Here is a 24,520-nt window from a genome sequence, read left to right on the forward strand (position 1 = left end):
GCGCCGATGACCAGAACGACGCTCGATCTCACCGGACTGAAATGCCCGCTGCCCGCCCTGAAGACGCGCAAAGCGCTGAAGCCGTTGCAGCCGGGCGATCAGCTCGAAGTGTACTGCACCGATCCCCTGTCGGTGATTGACATTCCGAACCTGATCCGGGAGACCGGCGACACGGTGGAGATCACCGAGCGCAGCGACGCGCGTATCGTGTTCTTGATTGAGAAGGCCGATCGATCGATAGAAAATCTCAATGGTGCGCCGCCCACTTAGCCGGCGGTCACTCGGTTGATACCTACCTTTTGTCTATCGACATCGATCATCACTTCTGCCCCAATCGAGTTCCTCCGTCGAGACACGGAGGTCGAGTCGTGCCTGCGATATGCGGAGCAAATGGGCCATCGAAAGAAGCCCGGCCGTGGCGTCGGGCATAGTCCCCCAGGTAAGGGGTTTAACGTCTCGGATGCGCGTGACGATCCTGGCGCGCGTCGATCATTGTGCGGGGCAGCAGGGACAAAGGCTGCGCTGCAACGGCTGAGGAACAGGACCGTCGTGGCAGGCCGTTCAGAAGGGCGGCTTTAGGGGAGGAATGCATGTCTACCATCGAGAGCGCTGGAACACTTTCGGGTGCCGGCGCAGGTTTTCTGGATCGCGAGCGGACCATCGCGACCGCCGGGTTCAATCGCTGGCTGGTGCCGCCGGCTGCGCTGTGCATCCATCTCTGCATCGGCATGGCCTACGGCTTCTCGGTGTTCTGGCTGCCGCTGTCGCGCGCGATCGGAGTGACCGCGCCGAAGGCGTGCGCAGAGATGTCGCTGTTTCAGGAGCTGTTCACGACCAGCTGCGACTGGAAGGTCGCTAGCATGGGATGGATGTACACGCTCTTTTTCGTGCTGCTCGGTATCGCGGCTGCGGTCTGGGGCGGCTGGCTGGAGCGCGTAGGTCCGCGCAAGGCCGGCTTCGTCTCGGCGCTGTGCTGGTGCGGCGGCCTCTTCCTCGGTGCGATCGGGGTTTACACCCATCAGCTCTGGCTGTTGTGGCTGGGTTCGGGCGTGATCGGCGGCATCGGTCTCGGTCTTGGCTATATCTCGCCGGTGTCGACGCTGGTGAAGTGGTTCCCGGACCGCCGCGGCATGGCGACCGGCATGGCAATCATGGGTTTCGGCGGCGGCGCCATGATCGGCGCGCCGCTGGCGAACCTCTTGATGAACTACTTCAAGACTCCGACCTCGGTCGGCGTCTGGGAGACCTTCGTCACGATGGGCGTCATCTACTTCGTGTTCATGATGATCGGCGCGTTCCGCTATCGCTTGCCGCCGCCCGGCTGGCAGCCCGAGGGCTGGACGGCGCCGTCGAAGGCCAACGCGATGATCTCGAAGGCCAACGTTCATCTCAACGACGCGCACAAGACGCCGCAATTCTGGCTGATCTGGTGGGTGCTGTGCCTGAACGTGTCGGCCGGCATCGGCGTGATCGGCATGGCCTCGCCGATGCTCCAGGAGATATTCGCCGGCAAGTTGATCGGCCTGCCTAACGTCGGCTTCAACGCGCTCGATGCGGGACAGAAGGCGCAGATCGCCGCGATCGCCGCGGGCTTCGCCGGATTGCTGTCGCTGTTCAACATCGGCGGCCGTTTCTTCTGGGCATCGCTCTCGGACAAGATCGGGCGCAAGAACACCTACTATACGTTCTTCATCCTCGGCATCGCGCTCTACGCGCTGGCGCCGACCTTTGCGGCGATGGGTTCGAAGCTCCTGTTCGTGCTCGGCTTCGGCATCATCCTGTCGATGTATGGCGGCGGCTTTTCCACCGTGCCTGCCTACCTCGCCGACATGTTCGGAACCCAGTTCGTCGGCGCCATCCATGGCCGGCTGCTGACGGCGTGGTCCACCGCGGGCATCATCGGCCCCGTCGTGGTCAACTACATCCGCGAGTTCCAGCTCGCGGCAGGCGTGCCGCGCGACCAGCTCTACAACACGACGATGTACATCCTCTGTGCGATGCTGATCGCGGGCCTGATCTGCAACTATCTGATCAAGCCGGTCGATTCGAAATGGCACATGAAGGAGGCTGATGTCGCCAAGTTGCAGGCGGCAAGCGCCAGCGCCGCCGCCGCCGGGCCGCACGGCTCCTACGGCATCGGATTTGGCGGGCTTGACGCCAAGGCGGCGCTGTTCTGGGCCTTCGTCGGCGTCCCCCTGCTTTGGGGTGTCTGGAAGACATTGGAGAGCGCGGTCAAAATCTTCTGATCCGCCGTCGAGACAGAAGCGGGATGCTCATCAGGCGTCCCGCTTCGTTGGCCTTTCAGACATCATCAAGAATGGGACTTAGGGGGATTGAAATGATTCGCACCCGAACTTGCCTTCGAATTTGCCTTGCGGCCATGTTGCTCGTCGCTGGGCTTCATACCGCATCCGCGCAGACGGCGACGACACCGGCGGCACCTGCTGCAACGAGCGAAGCAAAGCCCGGCAAGATGAAGCTCACCATGCAGAAGCTGAAAGACATGAAGGCGAAGTGGGCGACCAACAAGCCGAAGCTCAAGGCTTGCCGCGCCGACGTGAAGTCCAAGGGACTCGCCGGCGACGACCGCTGGTTCTACATCGAAGAGTGCATGAGCAAGACCTGAGATCGGGTTCCGTCTGATGCACGCGCAAAGGGGCATGGCGGGCGACCGCCTGCCTCCTAAATCATTCTAGAGACGCTCTAAATTGTCTTGCATCTGGCATACCAGAGATTAGAGTTGCGTCGAATTCGGATTGGTCGACGCGACGCAGGAACCGGTGGCTCCGTTGATCGAGCCAGGAAATGAGGCCTGATTGCCTTGGCGATCCGGCCTGAACTCATCACGCATTTGAAGAGAACGCGACGTCTCCATGAGCAGCAACGACGACGTTCACAAGGTTCGCGAGTTCGAACATCCCGGCCAGGGACGGAAGCGCGCCAAGTCCACGCCCAAGGGGCGACAGGTCGATCCCACCGCCGCGCACGAGATCGAGCAACTGCTCGGCGATCGGCCGCGGCGTCGCGACCTGTTGATCGAATATCTGCACCTGATTCAGGATAAGTACCGCCAGATCTCGGCCGCGCATCTCGCTGCGCTCGCCGACGAGATGAAGCTCGCGTTCGCCGAGGTGTTCGAGACTGCAACCTTCTACGCGCATTTCGACGTGGTGAAGGAAGGCGAGCCCGATATCGCGCCGCTGACGATCCGCGTCTGCGATTCGCTGACCTGCGCGATGCTCGGCGGAGAAAAGCTGCTCGCCGATTTGCAGGACGCGTCCGGTCCCGGCATCCGCGTGGTGCGTGCGCCCTGCGTCGGTCGCTGCGACACGGCGCCGGCCGCGGAAGTCGGACACAACTTTGTTGACCATGCGACGGTCGCCAGTGTCACGGCGGCGGCGAAGGCTGGCGACACCCACGCTCATCTGCCCGAATATGTCGGCTATGACGCCTATGTCGCCGGCGGCGGCTACAAGCTGCTCAATCGACTGCGCTCGGGCAAGCTAGCGACGGACGACCTGCTGAAGGCGCTCGATGACGCCTCGTTGCGCGGTCTCGGCGGCGCCGGCTTCCCGACGGGGCGCAAATGGCGTGCGGTGCTTGGTGAACCCGGCCCGCGGCTGATGGCGATCAACGGCGATGAGGGCGAGCCCGGCACGTTCAAGGATCGCGTCTATCTCGAGAGTGATCCGCACCGCTTCCTCGAGGGCATGCTGATCGGTGCCCATGTGGTGCAGGCCTCGGATATCTACATTTACCTCCGCGACGAATATCCGGCCTCGCGCGAAATCCTCGAACGCGAGATCGCAAAGCTCCCGCCGGGCGGTCCGACGCTGCACATGCGCCGCGGCGCCGGCGCCTATATCTGCGGCGAGGAATCCTCGCTGCTCGAAAGCATCGAGGGCAAGCGCGGCCTGCCGAGGCACAAGCCGCCTTATCCATTCCAGGTCGGCCTGTTCGGGCTGCCGACGTTGATCAACAACATCGAGACCTTGTGGTGGGTGCGTGACATCGTCGAGAAGGGTGCCGACTGGTGGAAGGGCCACGGCCGCCATGAGCGGCACGGCCTGCGCAGTTTCTCGGTCTCGGGCCGCGTCAAGAATCCCGGCATGAAGCTCGCGCCTGCTGGCATCACCGTGCGCGAGCTGATCGACGAATATTGCGGCGGCATGGCCGATGGCCATCAGTTCTATGCGTACCTGCCGGGCGGCGCGTCCGGCGGCATCCTGCCGGCGGCGATGGACGACATCCCGCTCGATTTCGGCACGCTGGAAAAATACGGCTGCTTCATCGGCTCTGCCGCGATCGTGATCCTGTCGCAGAAGGACAGCGTGCGCGCGGCCGCGTTGAACCTGATGAAGTTCTTCGAGGACGAGAGCTGCGGCCAGTGCACGCCGTGTCGCGTCGGAACCCAGAAGGCCGCACTGCTGATGCAGCAACCGGTCTGGAACCGCGCTCTCCTGGACGAATTGAGCCAGGCGATGCGCGATGCCTCGATCTGCGGGCTTGGACAGGCGGCATCCAATCCGCTGTCCACTGTGATCAAATATTTCCCTGACGAGTTCAAGGAAGCGGCCGAATGACGAAGATTACGTTCGAGCTCGACGGCAAGCAGGTCGAGGCCAATGCAGGCGAGACGATCTGGCAAGTTGCAAAACGTCAGGGCCACGAGATTCCGCATCTGTGCTATTCGCCCGCGCCCGACTATCGCCCCGACGGCAATTGCCGCGCCTGCATGGTCGAGATCGAGGGCGAGCGTGTGCTCGCGGCGTCCTGCAAGCGCACGCCATCGGTCGGCATGAAGGTGAAGACCGAGAGCGCGCGCGCTGTGTCCGCGCAAAAAATGGTCATGGAGCTGCTGGTCGCCGATCAGCCGGCGCGCGAGACCTCGCACGATCCGGACTCCAAATTTTGGCACTGGGCCGAAACCACGGGGGTCACCGAGAGCCGCTTCCCCGCCGCCGAGCGTTGGGCGACCGATGCCAGCCATCCGGCGATGCGCGTCAATCTCGACGCCTGCATCCAGTGCGGCCTGTGCGTGCGCGCCTGCCGCGAGGTCCAGGTCAACGACGTCATCGGCATGGCCTATCGCAGCCACGGCTCGAAGATCGTGTTCGACTTCGACGATCCCATGGGCGAGTCCACTTGCGTTGCCTGCGGCGAATGCGTGCAGGCCTGTCCGACCGGAGCGCTGATGCCGGCCGTGATGCTGGATGAGGCGCAGACCCGTGTCGTCTATGCCGACAAGAAGGTGGATTCGCTCTGCCCGTTCTGCGGCGTCGGCTGCCAGGTGACCTATGAGGTCAAGGACGAGAAGGTGATCTATGCCGAGGGCCGCGATGGCCCGGCCAATCACAACCGCCTTTGCGTCAAGGGCCGCTTCGGCTTCGACTACATCCACCATCCGCATCGACTGACTAAGCCGCTGGTGCGGCTGCCGAACGCGAAGAAGGATTCCAACGACCAGGTCGATCCTGCCAATCCGTTCACGCATTTCCGCGAAGCGAGCTGGGAAGAAGCGCTCGACATCGCGGCCAAGGGCCTCGTCAAGATCCGCGACGAGAAGGGCGTGAAGGCGCTGGCCGGCTTCGGCTCGGCGAAGGGTTCCAACGAGGAGGCCTATCTGTTCCAGAAGCTGGTGCGTACCGGCTTCGGCTCCAACAACGTCGACCATTGCACCCGTCTGTGCCACGCCTCGTCGGTCGCGGCGCTCTTCGAAGGCCTGAGTTCGGGCGCGGTGTCGGCGCCGTTCTCGGCGGCGATGGACGCCGAGGTCATCATCGTGATCGGCGCCAACCCGACCGTGAACCATCCGGTCGCCGCGACCTTCATCAAGAACGCGGTCAAGGAGAACGGCGCAAAGCTGTTCGTCATGGACCCGCGCCGGCAGACGCTGTCGCGCCATGCGACCAAGCATCTGCAGTTCAAGCCGGGCTCGGACGTCGCCATGCTGAACGCGATGATCCACACGATCATCACCGAAGGGCTGACCGACGACCAGTACATCGCCGGCTACACCGAGGGGTTCGAGGACCTCAAGGAGAAGATCAAGGAATTCACGCCGGAGAAGATGGAGGCGATCTGCGGCATCCCGGCGCAGACCCTGCGTGAGGTCGCGCGAACCTATGCGCGGGCAAAATCGTCGATCATCTTCTGGGGCATGGGCATCAGCCAGCATGTCCACGGCACCGACAATGCGCGTTGCCTGATTGCGCTGGCGCTGATCACAGGCCAGGTCGGTCGCCCCGGCACCGGCCTGCATCCGCTGCGCGGCCAGAACAACGTGCAGGGCGCTTCCGATGCCGGTCTGATCCCGATGTTCCTGCCGGACTATCAGCCGGTCGGCCGCGACGACATGCGCGGTGCCTTCGAGAAGCTGTGGGGCCAGGATCTCGATCCCGTGCGCGGTCTGACCGTGGTCGAGATCATGAACGCAATCCATGCCGGCGAGATCAAGGGCATGTATATCGAGGGCGAAAACCCTGCGATGTCTGACCCCGATCTCCAGCATGCGCGCCATGCGCTCGCCATGCTCGATCATCTCGTGGTGCAGGATCTCTTCGTCACGGAGACCGCGTTCCACGCCGACGTCATCCTGCCGGCCTCGGCGTTTGCCGAAAAGGAAGGCTCCTTCACCAACACCGATCGCCGCGTGCAGCTCGCGCGCCAGGTGATCAAGCCGCCGGGCGATGCGCGGCAGGATCTCTGGATCATCCAGGAGATCGGCAAGCGCATGGGCCTGCCGTGGAATTATGCCGGTCCCGGCGATGTCTTCACCGAGATGGCAGAGTTGATGCCGTCGTTGAAGAACATCACCTGGGAACGGCTGGTCCGCGAGGGCGCGGTGACCTATCCCGTCGACGGTCCCGACATGCCCGGCAACGAGATCATCTTCACCACGGGCTTCCCGACCGCGAGCGGCCGCGGCAAGATCGTGCCGGCTCACGTCATCCCGCCGGACGAGATCCCTGACGCCGAATATCCGATGGTGCTCTCGACCGGCCGCGTGCTGGAGCATTGGCACACCGGCTCGATGACCCGCCGCGCGCAGGTGCTCGACCAGATCGAGCCCGAGGCGGTTGCGTTCATGTCGCCAAAGGACATGCACAGGAAGAAGCTCGCGCCCGGCGATTTCATCCGGCTCGAGACCCGCCGCGGCGCGGTCGAGGTCAAGGTGCGCTCCGACCGCGACGTTCCCGAGAACATGGTTTTCATGCCGTTCTGCTACGCGGAAGCGGCGGCCAATCTCCTGACCAACCCGGCGCTCGATCCGTTCGGCAAGATCCCGGAGTTCAAGTTCTGCGCGGCCAGGGCCGAGCGCGCGGAGATGCGGGATGCGGCGGAGTAGGACGGCGCCGTCATTGCGAGCGAAGCGAAGCAATCCAGACTGCCTCCGCGGCAAGATTCTGGATTGCTTCGTCGCTTCGCTCCTCGCAATGACGGTGGTAAACGTGGCACATGTCCAAAGCCACCCCAGCCACACGCGTGCTCACAGCCGCCAGTGTTGCCTTCACCGTTCACGCTTACGATTATGATCCCGATGCCGAGAGCATCGGCCTCCAGGCGGCCGCTGCGCTTGGCGAAGACCCCGCTCGTGTCTTGAAGACGCTGATGGCGCTGGTCGACGGCAAGCCGGTCTGCGTGATCGTCCCGTCCGACCAGGAAGTCTCGATGAAGAAGCTCGCCGCTGCTGTTAGCGGCAAGTCGGCGCAGATGATGAAGCCGCCGGAGGCCGAGCGCCTCACCGGCTTCAAGGTTGGCGGTATCAGCCCATTCGGGCAGCGAAAGCCCGTCCGCACCGTGATCGAGCAGAGCGCGCTCGCGCATGATTACGTCTACGTCAATGGCGGTCAGCGCGGACTGCAGGTGCGGCTCAGTCCAGGCGATGTGCGGGACGTCTCGAAGGCGATTGCGGCAGAACTGGTCGCCTGAGCGCCGCGCTCTGCTACTGCTTTTGCAACAGCTTCAGCCGACAGCGCAGCGCTTCGCGGATGTGTGTGCGCGCGAGCTGCTCCGCTTTGCCGCCGTCGCGAGCCGCGATGGCTTCGATGATGGCCTGGTGCTCACCGTGGCTGGTCGAGGGGCGGCCCGATATCGTGAACGTGGTTGGACCGAGCAGTGCGATCCAGTCCTGCAATTCCCGTGATGCGTTATCGAGATAGCGGTTGCGCGCGGCGCGGCAGATCGCTTCGTGGAAGGCGCGGTTGAGCCGTGCCAGTTCTCTCGCGATCTCGGCCGCATCGGTCTCGGAGGCTTCGACAAAAGCCTGCTCGATATCACGGAGGGCATCGACCTCCGTCGCCGAGGCGTGCTCGGCGGCAAGTCGGGCGGCGGCGCCTTCCATGATCTCGCGCATGGCGTAGAGCTCGAGCACCTCGGAGATGTCGAGGTTGCGTACGATCAGGCCGCGGCCGCCGGCGGGTTCGACGAACCCGCGTGCCGCAAGCCGCCCCAGAGCCTCGCGCACCGGCGTGCGGCTGACCTTCAGCCGCTGGGCGACCTCTTCCTCGCGCAGGCGGTCGCCGGCGCGATAGCTGCCGGCCTGCAGCGCCTCGCAAAGCGAGCGGAACACGGCTTCGCCCAGCGCCACGCCGCCGCCGCGCGCGATCGAGCCGCCTGCCTTTGTCGGACGTCTTGCCATCCATCCTCATGGGCTCGCGCATCCTGCCCATGCAGCGATGGCGCTTGCCGGACGTCTGTATATCTTTGTATACAAAGGTGCGCAATGGTTGTCGGATTGACCGGGGCCGCCGGCGGGGCAGAATGTCTCCAACTTCGTCGCATCGGGCAGACGGCATGAGCAGCAAATACGATGTGCTGGTGATCGGCGGCGGCAACGCGGCGCTGTGTGCGGCGATCAGCGCGCGACGTGGTGGGGCGTCGGTTCTGGTGCTCGAAGGTGCGCCAAAATTCTATCGCGGTGGCAACACGCGCCACACCCGTAACATGCGTTGCGCCCATGACGAGGCGACCGAAATCCTGACCGGCCCCTACACCGAGGAGGAGTTTTGGGAAGATCTGCTGCGCGTGACCGGCGGCCAGACCGACGAGGTGCTCGCCCGGCACATGATCCGCGAGTCCAAGGACATCTTGAACTGGATCGTCGAGCAGGGCGTGCGCTGGCAGCCCTCGCTCGGCGGCACGCTGAGCCTTGGCCGCACCAACTCGTTCTTCCTCGGCGGCGGACGCGCGATGCTGAATGCGCTCTATCTCACCGCCGAGAAGCTCGGGGTCGACGTCGAATACGACGCCGAGGTCACCGACCTCGTGATCGAGGACGGCATGTTTCTCGCCGCTCGCCTCAAGCGGCCGATCATGGGTGACACCGAGATACGCGCGACGTCGCTGGTCGCCGCCGCCGGCGGGTTCGAGGCCAACATCGAATGGCTGAAGCAATATTGGGGCGACGCCGCCGACAATTTCCTGATCCGCGGCACGCCCTATAACCGCGGCTCGATCCTGAAGATGCTGCTCGCCAAGGGCGTGCAGGAGGTCGGCGACCCCACCCAGTGCCATGCGGTCGCGATCGACGCCCGCGCGCCGAAATTCGACGGCGGCATCATCACGCGCCACGACTCCGTCGTGTTCGGCATCGTCGTCAACAAGCACGCGCAGCGCTTTTATGACGAGGGCGAGGACATCTGGCCGAAGCGCTACGCGATCTGGGGCCGGCTGGTGGCCGCGCAGCCCGGCCAGATCGCCTACATCATCTTCGATTCCACCGTGGTCACGAGCTTCATGCCGACGCTGTTCCCGCCGATCGCCGGGCAGACCGTGGCTGAGCTCGCCGGCAAGCTCGAGCTCGATCCGGCCGCGCTGGAAAAGACGATCACCGAATTTAATACCGCGGTGCAGCCCGGCACCTTCGACCACACCATTCTGGACGACTGCCGCACCGAAGGCATCACGCCGCAGAAGACGCATTGGGCGCGGCGGATCGAGACGCCGCCCTATCTTGCCTATCCGGTGCGACCCGGCATCACATTCACCTATCTCGGCACGCGCGTAACCAGGGAAGCACGGATGCTGATGGCTGACGGCAAGCCGTCGGCGAACATGTTCGCGGCCGGCGAGATCATGGCCGGCAATGTGCTCGGGAAGGGCTATGCCGCTGGCATGGGCATGACCATCGGCAGCGTGTTCGGGCGGATTGCAGGACAGGAAGCGGCACGCCACGCGAAGAACTAGGACGAAGAAAAGGCAAGGGAGGAACCATGCCACGCACTGCGATTTCTGCGATAGCGGCGCTGCTGATCGTCGGCCACGCCCATGCGGCCGAGCCGATCACGCTACGAGACATGGGTTCGTTCCATGTCGGTGGCCGTCCTGTCGAAATCTCGGGCAAGCCGGTGAGGGAGGTCGTGTTCGCGCCCGGCGGAGTGCCGGCCAAGGTCGATCCCAACGGCACGTATCAGGTCGAGCAGATGTACGTGCAGTATTTCCTGCCGGCCAACGAGAAGGGTGCCTATCCCTTGCTGATGTGGCACGGCGGCGGATTGACCGGCGTCACCTACGAGACCACGCCTGACGGACGTGAAGGCTGGCTGAATTATTTTCTGCGCAAGGGGTGGGCGGTCTATAACTCCGACGCGGTAGAGCGCGGACGCGCGGGCTGGGCGCAATACCCCGATATCTTCAAAGGCGAGCCGGTCTTCCTGACCACGGCTAATCCGTTCGAGCGTTTCCGCATCGGTGATGGGCCGAACTCATACGATCCCGATCCCGACAAGCGAAAATTGTTGCCGGGCAACCAGTTCCCCGTCGAGGGTTACGAGAATTTCGTCAAGCAGAACGTGCCGCGCTGGACCACGACCGACGATGCGACCATCGCCGCCTATATCGCCGAGATCGATCGCATCGGCCCCTCGGTGCTTCTGTTCCACAGCCAAGCCGGCACCTTCGGCTTCAAGGTCGCGCAAGCGCGTCCCGACAAGGTCAAGGCGCTGATTGCGATCGAGCCGGCCGGCATCGGCGATCCCGCCAAGGCGGATGTGCTGAAGAACATCCCGACCCTCATCATCTACGGCGACTATATCGAGCGCGATTCGCGCTGGCCCAAGATCCGCGCCAATGGCATCGCCTTTGCGGACGCCATCAAGGCAGCCGGGGGCAGCGTCGACATCGTCGATCTCCCGCAGGCCGGCATCAAGGGCAATTCGCATATGGTGATGATGGACAAGAACAACCTCGAGGTCGCGGCCCTGATCCAGAAATGGCTCGAGGGCAAAGGTCTGACGAAGTAAAGCCATGCACGGCACCAGAATTTTGGACGAAGCCGACCGCCTGATGACGGTCTGCAATTCCTGCCGTTACTGCGAGGGTCTTTGCGCGGTCTTTCCCGCGATGGAGATGCGGCGCGCCTTCTCCGACGGCGACCTCAATTATCTCGCCAATCTCTGCCATGGCTGCGGCGCCTGCTACGTCGACTGCCAGTTCTCGCCGCCGCACGAATTCAACGTCAACGTCCCGCAGACGCTGGCGATCGCGCGCGCGGAATCCTACGCGGCCTATGCCTGGCCGCAGGCGCTGTCCGGTGCCTTCGCGCGCAATGGTCTCGTCATCAGCATCGTCACCGCGCTCAGCATGGGCGCCTTCATCCTCGGCTTTGCGGCCCTGAACGACCGCAGCGTGCTGTTCGGCGTGCACACCGGCCCCGGCGCGTTCTACAAGTTGATGCCGCACAACGCGATGGCGGCGTTGTTCAGCGCCGCCTTCCTTTATGCGATCTTCGCGCTGGTGATGAGCGTGCGTGCCTTCTGGCGGGATATCGGTCCGCCGATCGGCCGTGCGGACGGCGGCTCGATCTTTCAGGCGATACGCGACGCTGGTGAGCTGCGCTATCTCCACGGTGGCGGCGTCGGCTGCTACAATGAGGATGACAAGCCGACCGACCGGCGCAAGCTGTTCCATCACCTGACCTTCTATGGCTTCCTGCTCTGCTTCGCCGCGACCTCGGTCGCAACGCTGTATCACTATTTGCTCGGCCGCGAGGCGCCGTATCCGTGGTGGGATCTACCGGTGGTGCTCGGCACGCTCGGCGGCATCGGCCTGATCATCGGGCCGATCGGCCTGTTCGTCGCCAAGATGCGGCGCGATCCGGCGCTGCTCGACGGGCAGCGCTACGGCATGGATGTCGGCTTCATCGCCATGCTGTTCCTGACCGGGTTCACCGGCATGCTGCTTCTGCTCTTGCGGGACACCGCCGCCATGGGCCCGCTGCTGGCACTGCATTTGGGGGCAGTGTTCGCGCTGTTCATCACCATGCCCTACGGCAAGTTCGTGCACGGCATCTATCGCTTCGCGGCGCTGGTGCGTTACGCGCAGGAGCGCCGCGGAGAAGCCGGTTCTTGAGATTCAGACGGTCGGAAGCGGCCGATGGGGCATCGCGCCTCGCCTGATTAAGGCGCCTCGTGCATGTCTCTTACGCCACCTCGCGCTCCGCGCCCGAGGCCTGCTCGCGGGCCATCGTCGTCGCGGTGACGTAGTCGGTCTTGCCGGTGCCGAGCAGCGGCACCTTGTCGACCACCATGATCGCCGCGGGAACGGTCAGCTCGGATGCGCCGATGGCCTTGGCCTGGCCCTGCATCGTACTGCGCTCGGCACCCTTTTCCGTCGTCAGCAGCACGACGCGCTCGCCCTTGCGCGGGTCCGGGATCGACACGGCAACCGATGCGGCCTGCGGCCACAGGGTCGTCGCGATGTTCTCGACCGCGGACAGCGAGACCATTTCGCCGGCGATCTTGGCAAAGCGCTTGGCGCGACCCTTGATGGTGATGAAGCCGGCCGGGTCGATCGCCACGATGTCGCCGGTGTCGTGCCAGCCCTCGGCGAGCGGTTCGAGCACGCCGGGATTTTCGGCCCGCAAGTATCCGAGCATCACGTTCGGTCCGCGCACCGAGAGGCGTCCGCCTTCCTCGATGCCGGGGACCGGGTCGAGGCGGCTTTCCATCAGCGGCGACAGGCGGCCGACCGTGCCGGGGCGGTTGGCCATCGGCGTATTCATCGCCAGCACCGGCGCGGTCTCGGTCACGCCATAGCCTTCGAGGATGCGGATGCCGTAACGCTCCATGAAGACCTGCCGGGTGCGATCCTTGACCGCCTCGGCGCCGGCGATCACCAGGCGCAGGGTCCGGAAGTCATAGGCATGCGCCGAGCGGGCGTAGCCGGTGAGGAAGGTATCGGTGCCGAACAGGATTGTGGCGCCGGTCTGGTAGATCAGCTCGGGCACGATCCGATAGTGCAGCGGCGAGGGGTACATGTAGATCGGAATGCCCGCGAGCAGCGGCATCATCATTCCGCCGGTCAGCCCGAACGAGTGGAACACCGGCAGCACGTTGAACACCTTGTCGTTGGCATTGGCATCGACCCGTGCCAGCGCCTGTGCGGCGTTGGCAAGGATGTTGCGGTGAGACAGCACAACGCCCTTGGGTGTGCCTTCCGAGCCGGACGTGAACAACACGACGGCCGGATCGCTCGCCTGGCGAACGACGCGCGGCGTAGTACCGGCGAGCAGGCCCTTGATCTTGTCGGCCGTGCCGATCGAGGCGCGGACATCCTCGAGATAGACCACCCGGACCTCTGCGGAGATCGCAGCCATCAGCTTGTCGAGCTTGCCCTTCTCGATGAAGGCCTTCGACGTCAGCACGGTCTTGACCTGCGCGGCCTTCATGGCGGCGAGCACGTTGACCGGCCCGGCCGAGAAGTTGAGCATCGCCGGGACCCGGCCCATGTTTTGCAGCGCCATGAAGACGACGGCGACGCCTGCGGAATTCGGCAGCAGCACGCCGACATTCTCACCGACAGCGGTGCCGTTCTCCAGCTTCCGGCTCAAGACCTGAGCGCCCAGGATCAGCTTGCGATAGGTCAGCTTGGTACCGAGCGCGTCCTCGACGATGACCTTGCCGGTGTCGCGGTCGCGATAGGCGTGTCCGAGCGCCTCGAACAGGGTGTGATCGAGCATGGCGTTCTTCACCATGGCGTCGATCATCACGTCCTGAAGTGCTGCGCCCGCGGCGTTGCGGCGCGTCTTGCCCTTGAGCGACGGATCGACCGGAAGCTTGACCGGCGGCAGGATGGTGACGGTCACCCGCGGAAACCACGAGCGCTTGATCTGGCTGCCGTTGAGATAGCTGAGATGTGAGCGCTGGGCGCCTTCGATGCGGACCGGGACGACGACCGCGTCGGCCTTGTCCGCAATCATCGCGGTGCCGTCATAGACCTTCATGAGCGAGCCGGAGACGGTAATGCGTCCCTCCGGAAAGATCACCACCGGCTCTCCGGCGGCGACGAGCTTGATGAGATCACGCGCGGCCAGCGGCTTGCTGGGGTCCATGGTGTAGTGCTTGACCACCCGCAGGAACGGCTTGGCCCACCAGGCCTTGGCGATGCCGGCATCAACCGCGAAGCTCGCGTCGATCGGCAGCACGGCGTGCAGCAGCGGGCCGTCGATCAGGCTGACATGGTTGGGCGCGATCAGCATGCGCGTGCCAGCGGGCGGCAGGTTCTCCAGCCCGCGGACCTCGGTGCGGAACAGCGCGCGGAACAGCAGCCCGCCAAAGTCACGCACGCCTTCCTTGCCCCACTTCGTCAGCACGAACCAGACCGCGCCGAAGCTGGCGACGCCGAGGCCGAAGAAGATCCAGCCGATGTGCAATCCGCCGGCCTGCAGCAGCGCGACGAACAGCGAGCCGGCCACCATGAAGGCGGCCTGTAGCACGTTGCCGGCGGCGATGATGCGGGCGCGCTCGGAGGGGGCGGACCAGGCCTGGACGGCGGCGAAGGACGGAACGACGAACAACCCGCCGCCGAATGCGAAGGCGACGAAATCGAGGAGCATGCGCAGGCCCGCGAACGAGGTCGCGAAGTCCCCCGCAGTGATGTCCTGTCCCTTGGTGCTCATGCCGATCGCCCAGGCGAGGTCGAGGCCGGCAAACCCCATCATGATGGCGCCGATCGGCACCAGCGCGAGGTTCGGGCGAACGTGGCTCAGATTCGCGGCGAACAGCGAGCCGATGGCAATGCCGATTGCGAAGACCGCGAGACACAACGTCACGACACCCTCGGTGCCACCGATGACCTCCTTGACCAGCGCCGGCAGCAGCGAGAGCACGATGGCGCCCACCAGCCAGAACCAGGAGGCGATCACGGTGCCATCCCACAGCCGGTGGTCGGCGTGCAAAGTCTTCAACAGGCCGAGCGTCGAGGTCCACGGATTGGCGTTGACCGGAAGATCGGGTGCAGACGGCGTCGTCGCGGGAATGCGGGAGGCGAAGATCCAGGACAGCAGGGCCAGCACGACCACGGCCGATGCGACCCAGCCCATATGCGCGGAGCCGGCCACGAACTGGCCGCCGGCAACGGTGCCGAGCAGGATGGCCATGAAGGTCGCACCTTCGACCAGCGCGTTGCCGGTCGCGAGCTCGCCGAGCTCGAGCTGGTCCGGCAGCATCGCGTATTTCACGGGACCGAACAGCGCGGCGATGACGCCGAACAGTGCGAGCGCTGCGAACAGCAGCGGCACCGAGTGCAGGAAGAAGCCGGCCGCGGCAAAGCCCGCGGCAAAGATCTCGGCGAATTTGAGCCGCCTTGCGACGACGGATTTGACATATTTGTCGGCGAGCTGGCCGCCGAGCCCGGACAGGATGAAATAGGGGAAGATGAAGACGGCGCCCGCGACCGTCACCAGCGCATCGCCGTGGCCGGTCGCGGCACTGTAAAGCAGGATGATGACGAGTGCGTTCTTGAGCACGTTGTCGTTCAGCGCCGAGAAGAATTGCGCCCAGAACAGCGGCGCGAAGCGGCGTGACGACATCAAATCCCTGATCATGACTAGTCCTGTTTTGGAAACGCTGTCTGAGGTTGTTTCATTGTCGGATGGACGTCGGGACCGGAGGAGATGCGACGGGCATTTGCGGGTTGACGACGATCGTCCCGGCCTGCTCTGCGCCTTTGCCTTCCGATCCTGTTGGTCTCCGCGTGGCGTGGTTTGGTTCGCAAATGGTTGGTCGCGCTCTGCCACGCCCCGGCAAGGGTGGCGTGCGCGCCTCAGGTGAGATGGGCGAGGCGGCGAAAGGGCGAGAGGCGGCCGAGCAGGCTAATGCGGCGGCCCTCATGACGGGCACGGCCGCGGTTGGCCCGCCACATCCGGAAGGTGGCGCGGCGCTCAGCCAGGACACCGGCGATGTCGCAGGCATTTGCGATACGATCGATCGGCCCGGTCGCGAACCGCAGGAGGGCGCGGCCAAATCCGGTCACGAGAGCTGTGGCGTCATCGACGAAGGTGGAAGCGATATCAACAGCGAGGGTTTGCATTTTGCAGGTCTCCGGGTTAACTTGAACATTGTTCAAGTGAGTATCATGAAAATGAACAATGTTCAATACGAATCGTTGCGAGACCGAAAAAAATCTCGGCGGCGGCGGCAGATCGTGGAGATCGCTCGCAACATTATTGCGAGTAAAGCGCTGAAATCATTGAAGGTTCGGGACGTCGCGGACGCCGCCGGCTGCTCGGTTGGGAGTGTCTACAACGAGTTCGGCGACTTCGACGGGGTGATCCTGACCGTCAATCGGGAGACGGTTAAGGCGCTGACGGTGCGGCTGGGGCAGGTTCCCGCCGAGGAGCCCGTTCGCCAGCTCTACGGGCTTGCCACGACCTACCTCGAATTCTTCGCGGAGCAAGCCAATCTGCTGCGCTCGCTGTTCGAGCATCGGATGGAGGACGACCGCCCTTACCCTGATGACATCCTTCAGATGGTGATGGACGCCTTCGCGCTGATGCATGCGCCCCTGGTACGACTGCTTCCGAATGCAGACGACGTGCAGATCGCGCTGCTGTCACGCACCCTGTTTTCCGCCGTGCACGGGATCATCTCGCTCGGCCTCGAAGAGCGCATGGTGGCCGTACCGCCGCAAATGCTGCGCCAGCAGGTCGATCAATTCCTGGATGCGCATCTCGCGGGGCTGGGGATTCTGCCAGTACGATAAAGTGGTGAGCGCTGCTACGCGCTGGCGGACTTGCGTTGCCGAGAGGTGACGACGAGGACGTCCGTCGTCCCGTTGTCGACCTGAACACGGTTGCGTCCGTTCTCCTTGGCGCGATAGCAGGCGGCATCCGCGCGCCGCATCGCGTCCTCGAGCGTGGTGTTGCCGTCGGTGATGCAGGCAACGCCGATGCTGGCGGTCACTGCAAAGCAACGATCGTCCCACGCGAAGACGGATAACTCGAGCGACCGGCGCAGCCGTTCGGCGATATCCACGGCGTCGTACGGCGTGCTTTGCGGAAGGATTAGGCCGAATTCGTCACCGCCGAGCCGGGCCACCAGATCATGCGGCCGCCGCTCCTGTTGCAGGAGACGCGAGATCTGGCAGAGCAGGCGGTCGCCGGCGAGGTGACCGCAGCTGTCGTTGACGTCCTTGAACTGGTCGAGATCGAGCAGGATCAGGCCGAGCGACCCCGCCGCGGTGTCGTCCAGCTCGCTTTGCAGGCGCGCCTCGAAGGCGCGGCGGTTGGACAAGCCGGTCAGCCAATCGTGCGACGCCTGCCAAGCCAGGCGCTCCTTCTCGGTATGCAGGGCATCCTCGAAGGCCTGTCGTTGCAGCACCAATCGCCGCGTGTGCCAGATCAGGAGCAGGATCAGGATCACGGCCGTGACGATATTGACTCCAGTCAGCGTCATCTTGATGGCGCGCGAGCCTTCGCCGAGAACGGTGGAGAACCGCTTGGCGTGCACCGTGAACTGAGTGTTGAGCTCCGACAGCCGCGACGACAATAAGTGCAGGCGCTTGCTGTCCTGAACGGGCCCGTTCTTCAGCTCTGACCGGATGACCTCGCCGAACACGCTGAGCTCCAGCAGCATGGGGTCTGTGGCAGCCCACTCGCGGATGGCTTCCTTGAGAAAGCTGACCTGTTTGAAGTAGCGAAACAGCCAGATCAATCCCGGCACGTCATCGGGATGATTGCCGCCTTGCAGGAAGCCGATGCGGGCGGCCTCGACGTCGGCCGGATCGCGCTCGAGCGCCCAGCGCGCGAACTCGTCGCCGATGGGAACGGCCAGCGAGGTCTGATATTGCGCAAACTGGCTGGCGTCGCCCGAATGCAGATAGAGATTGAGGAAATAGACGGCGTTCTTCTGCGAGCGCGACCACAAGGCTTCGCCCGCGACATAGGCGCGGACCGAGGACATCACCTCCAGGCTGAATCCGGCGATCGCCGCCTGCAGCAGGACGACCGTGACGAAAGGCGAGACGAGCTTGATGACGTGAAGGAAGTTGCGTCCCTTCGTTGATGGCGCTGTTCTGCGAAACACGTTGCGTTCCCCAAGTCGCTCAACGACCCCAGCGGAGCGATCCGCTCATAACGCGGATTACGCACGAAAGGTGCTTAACTCGACTTGAAAATGCCGGGAGACCGCGTCGCAGGGTGAAGGCGTTGTGAAGCGGATGCTCGCAGATCGTCGCAAATGCCGTCGAACCGGAACTGACGCGGCATCGGCGAGCCGATGTCGCGCATTTGCCCCAAGCGGTTTACCTGATGGAAATAGAATGCTCTGACGCTAGACCAGCACCGGCTTGCGCACGCGGCCGGCGTCGCCGAAGACGCGCAGATAACGTTCGATCTCCGAGGGCAGGCCGGTCGCCTTCTCGGGATTGTCGGAAAGCTTGACGGCCGGATGTCCGTCGACCGACGACACCTTGCAGACCAGCGAAATCGGATCGAGGTTGAACGAGCCGTCCGGCGTGCAGCCGACGAAATCATTGGTGAGATTGGTCCCCCAGCCGAAGGAGAGCCGCACCCGGCCGGTGAAGTGGTGGTAGGTCTCCTCGATCGAGCCCACGTCCATCGCGTCGGAAAACACCAGCAGCTTGTCCCTGGGATTGCGGCCCTTCTGCTCCCACCATTTGATGATCTCCTCACCGGCCTGGATCGGCGGCGCGCTGTCGGGACGGAATCCGGTCCAGTCGGCGACCCATTCCGGCGCATCGCGCAGGAAAGCCTTGGTGCCGAAAGCGTCGGGCAGCGCGATCAGGAGGTTGCCGCCATAGGTCTGGCGCCACTGGTCGAGGATGCGATAGGGCGCCCACCGCAACTCCTCGTCGTCGCTGGCGAGCGCCGCCGCGACCATCGGCAGTTCATGGGCGTTGGTGCCGATGGCTTCGAGATCATTGTCCATCGCGAGCAGCACGTTGGAAGTGCCGATGAAGGACGGGCCCAGGCCTTCCTTCACGGCCTCGACGCACCAGCGCTGCCAGAGGAAGCCATGGCGGCGACGGGTGCCGAAATCGGAGAGCCGCAAGCCATCCAGCTTGCGCAGGCGTTCCACCTTGGTCCACAGCTTGGCCTTGGCGCGGGCATAGAGCACGTCGAGCTCGAAGCGGCCGCGGCCTTTCATCGCTGCGCGCGAGCGCAATTCGTTGAGGATGGCGAGCGCAGGAATCTCCCACATCGTGGTATGGCTCCACGGCCCGTGGAAGTGCAGCTCGTACTGGCCTTCGACCTTGCGCAGCTCGTATTCAGGCAGCCGGAATTCGGCGAGCCAGCGGATGAAGTCCGCCGAGAACATGTGGGTCTTGCCGTAGAAAGTATTACCGGCAAGCCAGATCAGCTCTTTCTTGGTGAAGCGGATGGTGCGGGCGTGGTCGAGCTGGGCGCGCAGTTCGCCCTCGTCGATGATTTCGGCGAGCCGCACATGGCGCGATCGGTTGATGACCGAGAATGTCACCTGCTGACTCGGGTAAGATTCCCGAATCATTTGCAACATCAATAGCTTGTAGAAGTCGGTATCAAGCAGGCTGCGGATGATGGGATCCAGCCGCCAGCTGTGATTATAGGTCCGGCTCGCAATGTCGGTCACTGTCATGGGGGAATTCTAGCGTGGCGGCCCCGGCGCAACCAGTGGGTTTGACGGGGATCAGGTTTTCGCGGGGCCGGGGTGCGAGGCCGTCGCCGCCACGGTCTCGAGCTGGCTTCTGATCCAGCGATGCGCCGGGTCCTTCTGATAGCGCTGGTGCCAGACCATGAACATCGGCAGCTCGGCCAGGGTTCGCGTGCGCGAGGCCAGCGGAATCCGCGCCTGCGCTAAGCCGTGCACCACGCCGGGCGCCAGCAGGCTCGGCATGCTCGCCAGCATCTGCGAGCCACGCAGGAAGGACGGCACGCCGGAGAAGCTCGGCACCGAGATCGCGATGTCGCGGTGGAAGCCGTTGGCTGCAAGCCGGCGGTCAAAGTCGAGCCGCTCATTGTCAGTGTAGACCACCGTGATGTGACGCGCCGCGAGATAGGCGCCGCGCGTAACCGGCGCAGCACGCGCTTTGGGGTCGTAGTAACAAACGTAATGATCTTGCAGCAGGCGCTTCTGCACGATGTCCACGCCGGACGGCGGCAGCGGCGTGATCAGCAGATCGCAGCGGTTTTCGCGCAACATCGCGGGCGAGGGCGACTGCGAGGGGATCACGCGCAGGTTCAGGCTCGTCACGTGCGCGGCGACATGATCGAAGAACCGCGGCAGCAGCAGGTCGCGCTGGAAGTCGTTCGCGGCGATTGTCAGCGAAAGCTGCGCGTTCGCCGGCTCGAACGTGACGCCGCCGGCAAAGCTCCGCATCTCGTCGATCAGCGCTCGCGCCTTTGCCGCGAGCGCCTGGGCGTGCGCCGTGGCCACAATGCCGCGGCCGGATTTGGCAAACAGCGGATCGCCGACGATCCGCCGCAGCTTGTTCAGGGTGTGGCTGACCGCGGACTGCGTCAGCCCGAGCCGCGTCGCGGCCGCCGTTACCGAGCCTTCTTCCAGCACCGCCAGGAACAGCTCTAGCGCGTGGCCATCAAGCGCCAAGTGATCGATTTTGTTCATGGAATTCATTATAATCGATCTATTTATCTTGAGAATAGGCGGCGCCATCATCTCCCGATAAGTCGTGCGCCCCAACGGGAGCGCCACAGGGAGAGACAACGCCGATGCATGCCCAGGCGCCAGCCTTGCGGGAGCCCCGCCTCAACCACCCCGAGCCGTTCACGCCGCCGCTCGGTGACGGCGGCTTCTTCCAGCGCGACCGTTCCATGCATCCGCCCGCGCACGCGCCGGGATACAAATCCTCGGTGCTGCGCTCGCCGCGCCAGGCGCTGCTGTCGCTTGAGAACTCGGTCTCGGAGATTACGGGGCCGGTGTTCGGTCACAACGATCTCGGAGCGCTCGACAATGATTTGATCCGCAACTACGCCAAGGACGGCGATCCCGTCGGCGAGCGCATCATCGTCCACGGTCGCGTGCTGGACGAGACCGGCCGCGGCGTGCCGAACACGCTGGTCGAGTTCTGGCAAGCCAATGCAGGCGGCCGCTACCGGCACAAGAAGGACACATATCTGGCGCCGATCGATCCGAATTTCGGCGGTTGCGGTCGCGCGCTGACCGACGACACCGGCTACTATTGTTTCCGGACGGTGAAGCCGGGACCCTATCCCTGGCGCAACTACGTCAACAGCTGGCGTCCCGCTCACATCCACTTCTCGGTGTTCGGCTCGGGCTTTGCACAGCGTCTGATCACCCAAATGTACTTTGAGGGCGATCCCCTGATCCCGGTCTGCCCGATCCTGACGACGATCCCGGACAAGGACGCGCTGGAGCGTCTCGTCGCGCCGCTCGACCTCAACGCATCGGCTCCGTTCGACTCGCTCGCCTATCGCTTCGACATCGTCTTGCGCGGGCAGCGCTCCACATACTTCGAAAATCGCACCGCAGGGAACTAGGTCCATGCCCCAGCCGCTCAACTACCTCAAGGAAACCGCCTCGCAGACGGCCGGACCCTACGTGCATATCGGGTTGATCCCGGCCATGGCCGGCTTCGATATTTTCGAGAAGAATTTCTCCAACGTGCTGGTGACGCCGAACACGCAAGGCGAACGCATCACGCTGGAGGGCAAGGTGATCGACGGCAGCGGCACGCCGCTGCGCGACGTGCTGCTGGAGATCTGGCAGGCCAACGCGGCCGGCCGCTACAACCATCCGGCCGATCGGTCGACCGGCGCGCTCGACGAGGAATTTCGTGGCTGGGGCCGCGCCGGCTCCGACTTTGAGAGTGGTCTCGTCACGTTCGAGACCATCAAGCCGGGCGCGATTATCGACAAGACGGGCCGCAGAGGCGCTCCGCACATCAATGTCTGGATTGTCGCGCGCGGTATCAACATCGGTCTGAACACGCGCCTCTATTTCTCGGACGAAGAGGCCGCCAACGCCGCCGACCCCGTGCTCAACCTGATCGAGCAGCCGGTCCGGCGCTCGACTCTGATCGCAAAACGCAGCGAACGCGCCGGCAGGATCGTGTATTCCTTCACGATCAATTTGCAGGGGCCGGAAGAGACGGTGTTCTTCGACGTGTGATCGTCTCAGGTCTCCTCGCCATGGAGCTGCGCGCGAAACGCGCGCGGTGACACGCCCGTGGCGGCCGCGTAGACCCGGCTGAAATAGGCGGGGTCCTCGAAGCCAAGCGCATAGGCGATCGTCGAGACCGGCAAATTGGTGTAGACGAGGTTGCGCCGCGCCTCGCGGATCAGCCGGTTGAGGATCAGGTGCGAGGCGGTGTCGCCGGTTGCTGCCCGCGTCACCCGGTTGAGATGGGTCGGCGTGATCGACAGCGCACTCGCATAGTCCGCAACGCTCCAGCGTTCCAGATGATGCTGTTCCAGCAGCGCCTCGAAGCGGCGGAATAGTCCGCTTTCAGCCGTGCCGTTGCCACCGCCCTCGCCGGTGAGCGCGCGGGCGACCAGCCCGATCATGGCCGCCGACAGTGCACGCAGCACATGCGCTCGGCCGAAATCGCGCGCGGCGTGTTCGGCAAAGATCTGCTTCATGGTAGTCCGGATCTGCGGAGTGCCGCGTATCACGGCCGAGCGCGACAAGGCACCGCGCAGTCCTTCGGAGGCGAGCAGCGCTTCGTCCAATATTTCCGCGGCGATGGTCAGCACCCAGCCCTGGGTATGAGGTACGAAACGGAAGCCATGGACGTGGCCGACAGGTACGTTGACGATCTGCATCGGCTTCAGCTGCACCACGCGTCCGTCGAGCGTGGCTTCGCCGCCGCCGCGGTCGATCAGCAGCACCTGGTGCAGCCGGGCATGGCGGTGCACGGCCAGCGTCCAATCGTGCAGCACCGAGCGCGACGCTATCGTCTCGCAATGCACGACATCGGGCAGATCGCCGGACTCGCCGAACAAATTGTAGACCCGGATCGCCGGGGCGGGGGCTGCGCTTCTCATGTTCGAATAGTACAAGACAAAGACGAAAGCCTCCATCGGTCAGCGGCGCTGAATCTGCAAGAAAGTGCAGAGGAGGACGCAAATGTGAAAGTTCAGGTCTGTATCGTCGGCGGCGGGCCGTCCGGGCTGCTGTTGTCCCAGCTCCTGCACCTCAAGGGCATCGACACGGTCGTGCTGGAAAAATCCAGCCGCGACCACGTGCTTGCCCGGATCCGTGCCGGCGTGCTCGAGCACGGCTTCGCCAGGCTGATGCGCGAGGCTCAGTGCGGCGAGCGGATGGACCGCGAGGGCGAGATCCACAAGGGATTCGAGATCGCCCATGACGGCGTGCTCTCCCAGATCGACCTCCATAAGCACTCCGGCGGCAATTCGGTGCTGGTCTACGGCCAGACCGAGCTGACGCGCGACCTCTACGAGGCGCGCGACCGCCTCGGCGGCAACGTCGTGCACAATGCCGAGGACGTGACGCCGCACGAGCTGACCTCGGATCGGCCTTACGTGACCTATCGTTCGAATGGCGAGACCGTCCGAGTCGATTGCGACTATATCGTCGGCGCCGACGGCTTTCACGGCGTCAGCCGCAAGTCGATCCCGAAGGACGTGCTGCGGGAATACGAGAAGATCTATCCGTTCGGCTGGCTCGGCGTGCTGTCGCGCACGAAACCGGTGTCGCCGGAGCTGATCTATGTGAAGCACGAGCGCGGCTTCGCGCTGTGTTCCTTGCGGTCGCAAGTGCTGAGCCGCTACTACGTCCAGGTGCCGCTCACCGACAAGGTGGAGGACTGGAGCGACGATGCGTTCTGGGCCGAGCTGAAGCGTCGTTTGCCGGACGAGGTTGGCGGCCGCCTTATCACGGGACCGTCCATCGAGAAGAGCATCGCGCCGTTGCGCAGCTTCGTCGCCGAGCCGATGAGCTACGGCCGCCTGTTTCTCGCCGGCGATGCCGCCCACATCGTGCCGCCGACCGGCGCGCGCGGGCTGAACAGCGCGGCCTCCGACATCTACTATCTCTACCACGCCATGCTCGCGCACTATCAGAACGACGATGATTCCGGGCTCCAGGGCTACTCCGCCAAGGCGCTGGCGCGGATCTGGAAGGCGCAACGCTTCTCGTGGTGGATGACGATGCTGCTGCATCGCTTCCCCGACCGTTCCGAGTATGAAGACAGGCTGCAGCAGACGGAGCTGGAATATCTGCTGTCGTCCGAGACGGCGCAGCGTCTGCTGGCGGAGAATTATGTGGGGTTGCCGTTCTAGCGTGGAGTGGATCCGAAAAGG

General features: G+C 64.2%; 19 protein-coding genes. 13 read left to right on the forward strand and 6 right to left on the reverse strand.

The window, feature by feature from the left end:
- The first annotated feature begins 6 nt into the window (after nt 1-6).
- From BRA1417_RS0112940 to ybaK, 6 genes are all read left to right on the forward strand, one after another.
- On the forward strand, nt 7-270 hold the full coding sequence (locus BRA1417_RS0112940) for a sulfurtransferase TusA family protein (protein WP_027516126.1): 264 nt from the start codon (nt 7-9) through the stop codon (nt 268-270).
- Nucleotides 271-590: 320 nt separating this feature from the next.
- Nucleotides 591-2,246 (forward strand): OFA family MFS transporter, encoded by a 1,656-nt coding sequence (locus BRA1417_RS0112945; protein ID WP_027516127.1) that lies wholly within the window; start codon nt 591-593, stop codon nt 2,244-2,246.
- A 92-nt stretch (nt 2,247-2,338) separates the two neighbouring features.
- A complete protein-coding gene (locus BRA1417_RS0112950) occupies nt 2,339-2,626 on the forward strand; it encodes a hypothetical protein (RefSeq protein WP_027516128.1) in 288 nt (95 codons plus the stop codon).
- A gap of 247 nt (nt 2,627-2,873) precedes the next feature.
- Complete coding sequence (locus BRA1417_RS0112960) at nt 2,874-4,583, forward strand: NADH-ubiquinone oxidoreductase-F iron-sulfur binding region domain-containing protein (protein ID WP_027516129.1); 1,710 nt, start codon at nt 2,874-2,876, stop codon at nt 4,581-4,583.
- Nucleotides 4,580-7,348, forward strand: a complete 2,769-nt coding sequence (gene fdhF / locus BRA1417_RS0112965; protein WP_027516130.1) for a formate dehydrogenase subunit alpha — start codon at nt 4,580-4,582, stop codon at nt 7,346-7,348. Before BRA1417_RS0112960 ends, fdhF begins: the two co-directional genes overlap by 4 nt.
- Nucleotides 7,349-7,458: 110 nt before the next feature.
- Nucleotides 7,459-7,932, forward strand: coding sequence for a Cys-tRNA(Pro) deacylase (gene ybaK / locus BRA1417_RS0112970; protein WP_027516131.1), 474 nt, complete (start codon nt 7,459-7,461; stop codon nt 7,930-7,932).
- 13 nt (nt 7,933-7,945) lie between these two features.
- Here ybaK and BRA1417_RS0112975 read toward each other — a convergent pair whose 3' ends face one another.
- Nucleotides 7,946-8,641 (reverse strand): GntR family transcriptional regulator, encoded by a 696-nt coding sequence (locus BRA1417_RS0112975; protein WP_027516132.1) that lies wholly within the window; start codon nt 8,639-8,641, stop codon nt 7,946-7,948.
- Between the two features lie 155 nt (nt 8,642-8,796).
- Here BRA1417_RS0112975 and tcuA point away from each other — a divergent pair, with 155 nt between their 5' ends.
- The 3 genes from tcuA to tcuB are packed head-to-tail and all read left to right on the forward strand — an operon-like array spanning nt 8,797 to nt 12,351.
- On the forward strand, nt 8,797-10,188 hold the full coding sequence (tcuA, locus tag BRA1417_RS0112980; RefSeq protein ID WP_027516133.1) for an FAD-dependent tricarballylate dehydrogenase TcuA: 1,392 nt from the start codon (nt 8,797-8,799) through the stop codon (nt 10,186-10,188).
- Nucleotides 10,189-10,214: 26 nt separating this feature from the next.
- On the forward strand, nt 10,215-11,243 hold the full coding sequence (locus BRA1417_RS0112985) for an esterase (protein ID WP_027516134.1): 1,029 nt from the start codon (nt 10,215-10,217) through the stop codon (nt 11,241-11,243).
- A 4-nt stretch (nt 11,244-11,247) separates the two neighbouring features.
- Nucleotides 11,248-12,351, forward strand: a complete 1,104-nt coding sequence (tcuB, locus tag BRA1417_RS0112990) for a tricarballylate utilization 4Fe-4S protein TcuB (protein WP_027516135.1) — start codon at nt 11,248-11,250, stop codon at nt 12,349-12,351.
- Between the two features lie 70 nt (nt 12,352-12,421).
- Here the strand turns inward: tcuB and BRA1417_RS0112995 are convergent, their stop codons facing one another.
- Nucleotides 12,422-15,826 carry an acyl-[ACP]--phospholipid O-acyltransferase gene (locus tag BRA1417_RS0112995; protein ID WP_027516136.1) on the reverse strand — a complete coding sequence of 1,135 codons (3,405 nt, stop codon included), beginning with the start codon at nt 15,824-15,826 and terminating at the stop codon, nt 12,422-12,424.
- Nucleotides 15,827-16,362: 536 nt separating this feature from the next.
- Between BRA1417_RS0112995 and BRA1417_RS0113005 the strand changes: the two genes are divergently transcribed.
- Entirely contained in the window at nt 16,363-16,983 is a 621-nt protein-coding gene (locus BRA1417_RS0113005) for a TetR/AcrR family transcriptional regulator (RefSeq protein ID WP_027516138.1), read from the forward strand.
- Between the two features lie 14 nt (nt 16,984-16,997).
- Here the strand turns inward: BRA1417_RS0113005 and BRA1417_RS0113010 are convergent, their stop codons facing one another.
- The 3 genes from BRA1417_RS0113010 to BRA1417_RS0113020 all read right to left on the reverse strand — a co-directional run bounded on the left by BRA1417_RS0113010 (nt 16,998) and on the right by BRA1417_RS0113020 (nt 20,852).
- Nucleotides 16,998-18,305: a GGDEF domain-containing protein gene (locus tag BRA1417_RS0113010; protein WP_027516139.1), complete on the reverse strand. Its 1,308-nt coding sequence runs from the start codon at nt 18,303-18,305 to the stop codon at nt 16,998-17,000.
- A 246-nt stretch (nt 18,306-18,551) separates the two neighbouring features.
- Nucleotides 18,552-19,856: a nicotinate phosphoribosyltransferase gene (gene pncB, locus BRA1417_RS0113015; protein WP_027516140.1), complete on the reverse strand. Its 1,305-nt coding sequence runs from the start codon at nt 19,854-19,856 to the stop codon at nt 18,552-18,554.
- Nucleotides 19,857-19,907: 51 nt separating this feature from the next.
- A complete protein-coding gene (locus BRA1417_RS0113020; RefSeq protein WP_027516141.1) occupies nt 19,908-20,852 on the reverse strand; it encodes a LysR family transcriptional regulator in 945 nt (314 codons plus the stop codon).
- A 95-nt stretch (nt 20,853-20,947) separates the two neighbouring features.
- Between BRA1417_RS0113020 and pcaH the strand changes: the two genes are divergently transcribed.
- Together pcaH and pcaG are read left to right on the forward strand one after the other, a co-directional pair.
- The gene (pcaH, locus tag BRA1417_RS0113025; RefSeq protein WP_027516142.1) at nt 20,948-21,736 is read left to right on the forward strand and encodes a protocatechuate 3,4-dioxygenase subunit beta; all 789 of its coding nucleotides are present in this window, start codon (nt 20,948-20,950) and stop codon (nt 21,734-21,736) included.
- A 4-nt stretch (nt 21,737-21,740) separates the two neighbouring features.
- Nucleotides 21,741-22,367: a protocatechuate 3,4-dioxygenase subunit alpha gene (gene pcaG / locus BRA1417_RS0113030; protein WP_027516143.1), complete on the forward strand. Its 627-nt coding sequence runs from the start codon at nt 21,741-21,743 to the stop codon at nt 22,365-22,367.
- Nucleotides 22,368-22,372: 5 nt separating this feature from the next.
- Here the strand turns inward: pcaG and BRA1417_RS0113035 are convergent, their stop codons facing one another.
- Nucleotides 22,373-23,278 carry a helix-turn-helix domain-containing protein gene (locus tag BRA1417_RS0113035; protein WP_027516144.1) on the reverse strand — a complete coding sequence of 302 codons (906 nt, stop codon included), beginning with the start codon at nt 23,276-23,278 and terminating at the stop codon, nt 22,373-22,375.
- Nucleotides 23,279-23,326: 48 nt separating this feature from the next.
- On the opposite strand from BRA1417_RS0113035, the gene pobA reads away from it, so the two are divergent.
- Entirely contained in the window at nt 23,327-24,499 is a 1,173-nt protein-coding gene (gene pobA / locus BRA1417_RS0113040) for a 4-hydroxybenzoate 3-monooxygenase (RefSeq protein ID WP_027516145.1), read from the forward strand.
- Nucleotides 24,500-24,520: the final 21 nt, after the last annotated feature.

This window comes from Bradyrhizobium sp. WSM1417 (assembly GCF_000515415.1).
GTDB lineage: Bacteria > Pseudomonadota > Alphaproteobacteria > Rhizobiales > Xanthobacteraceae > Bradyrhizobium.

Coding starts and splice junctions, on each gene's coding strand:
- BRA1417_RS0112975 (WP_027516132.1), bottom strand. CDS start 8,641: ATGGCAAGACGTCCGACAAAGGCAGGCGGCTCGATCGCGCGCGGCGGC.
- ybaK (WP_027516131.1), top strand. CDS start 7,459: ATGTCCAAAGCCACCCCAGCCACACGCGTGCTCACAGCCGCCAGTGTT.
- pcaG (WP_027516143.1), top strand. CDS start 21,741: ATGCCCCAGCCGCTCAACTACCTCAAGGAAACCGCCTCGCAGACGGCC.
- BRA1417_RS0112960 (WP_027516129.1), top strand. CDS start 2,874: ATGAGCAGCAACGACGACGTTCACAAGGTTCGCGAGTTCGAACATCCC.
- tcuA (WP_027516133.1), top strand. CDS start 8,797: ATGAGCAGCAAATACGATGTGCTGGTGATCGGCGGCGGCAACGCGGCG.
- BRA1417_RS0113005 (WP_027516138.1), top strand. CDS start 16,363: ATGAACAATGTTCAATACGAATCGTTGCGAGACCGAAAAAAATCTCGG.
- BRA1417_RS0113035 (WP_027516144.1), bottom strand. CDS start 23,278: ATGGAGGCTTTCGTCTTTGTCTTGTACTATTCGAACATGAGAAGCGCA.
- BRA1417_RS0112940 (WP_027516126.1), top strand. CDS start 7: ATGACCAGAACGACGCTCGATCTCACCGGACTGAAATGCCCGCTGCCC.
- BRA1417_RS0112995 (WP_027516136.1), bottom strand. CDS start 15,826: ATGATCAGGGATTTGATGTCGTCACGCCGCTTCGCGCCGCTGTTCTGG.
- pncB (WP_027516140.1), bottom strand. CDS start 19,856: ATGACAGTGACCGACATTGCGAGCCGGACCTATAATCACAGCTGGCGG.
- tcuB (WP_027516135.1), top strand. CDS start 11,248: ATGCACGGCACCAGAATTTTGGACGAAGCCGACCGCCTGATGACGGTC.
- BRA1417_RS0112945 (WP_027516127.1), top strand. CDS start 591: ATGTCTACCATCGAGAGCGCTGGAACACTTTCGGGTGCCGGCGCAGGT.
- BRA1417_RS0112950 (WP_027516128.1), top strand. CDS start 2,339: ATGATTCGCACCCGAACTTGCCTTCGAATTTGCCTTGCGGCCATGTTG.
- BRA1417_RS0112985 (WP_027516134.1), top strand. CDS start 10,215: ATGCCACGCACTGCGATTTCTGCGATAGCGGCGCTGCTGATCGTCGGC.
- BRA1417_RS0113020 (WP_027516141.1), bottom strand. CDS start 20,852: ATGAATTCCATGAACAAAATCGATCACTTGGCGCTTGATGGCCACGCG.
- pcaH (WP_027516142.1), top strand. CDS start 20,948: ATGCATGCCCAGGCGCCAGCCTTGCGGGAGCCCCGCCTCAACCACCCC.
- fdhF (WP_027516130.1), top strand. CDS start 4,580: ATGACGAAGATTACGTTCGAGCTCGACGGCAAGCAGGTCGAGGCCAAT.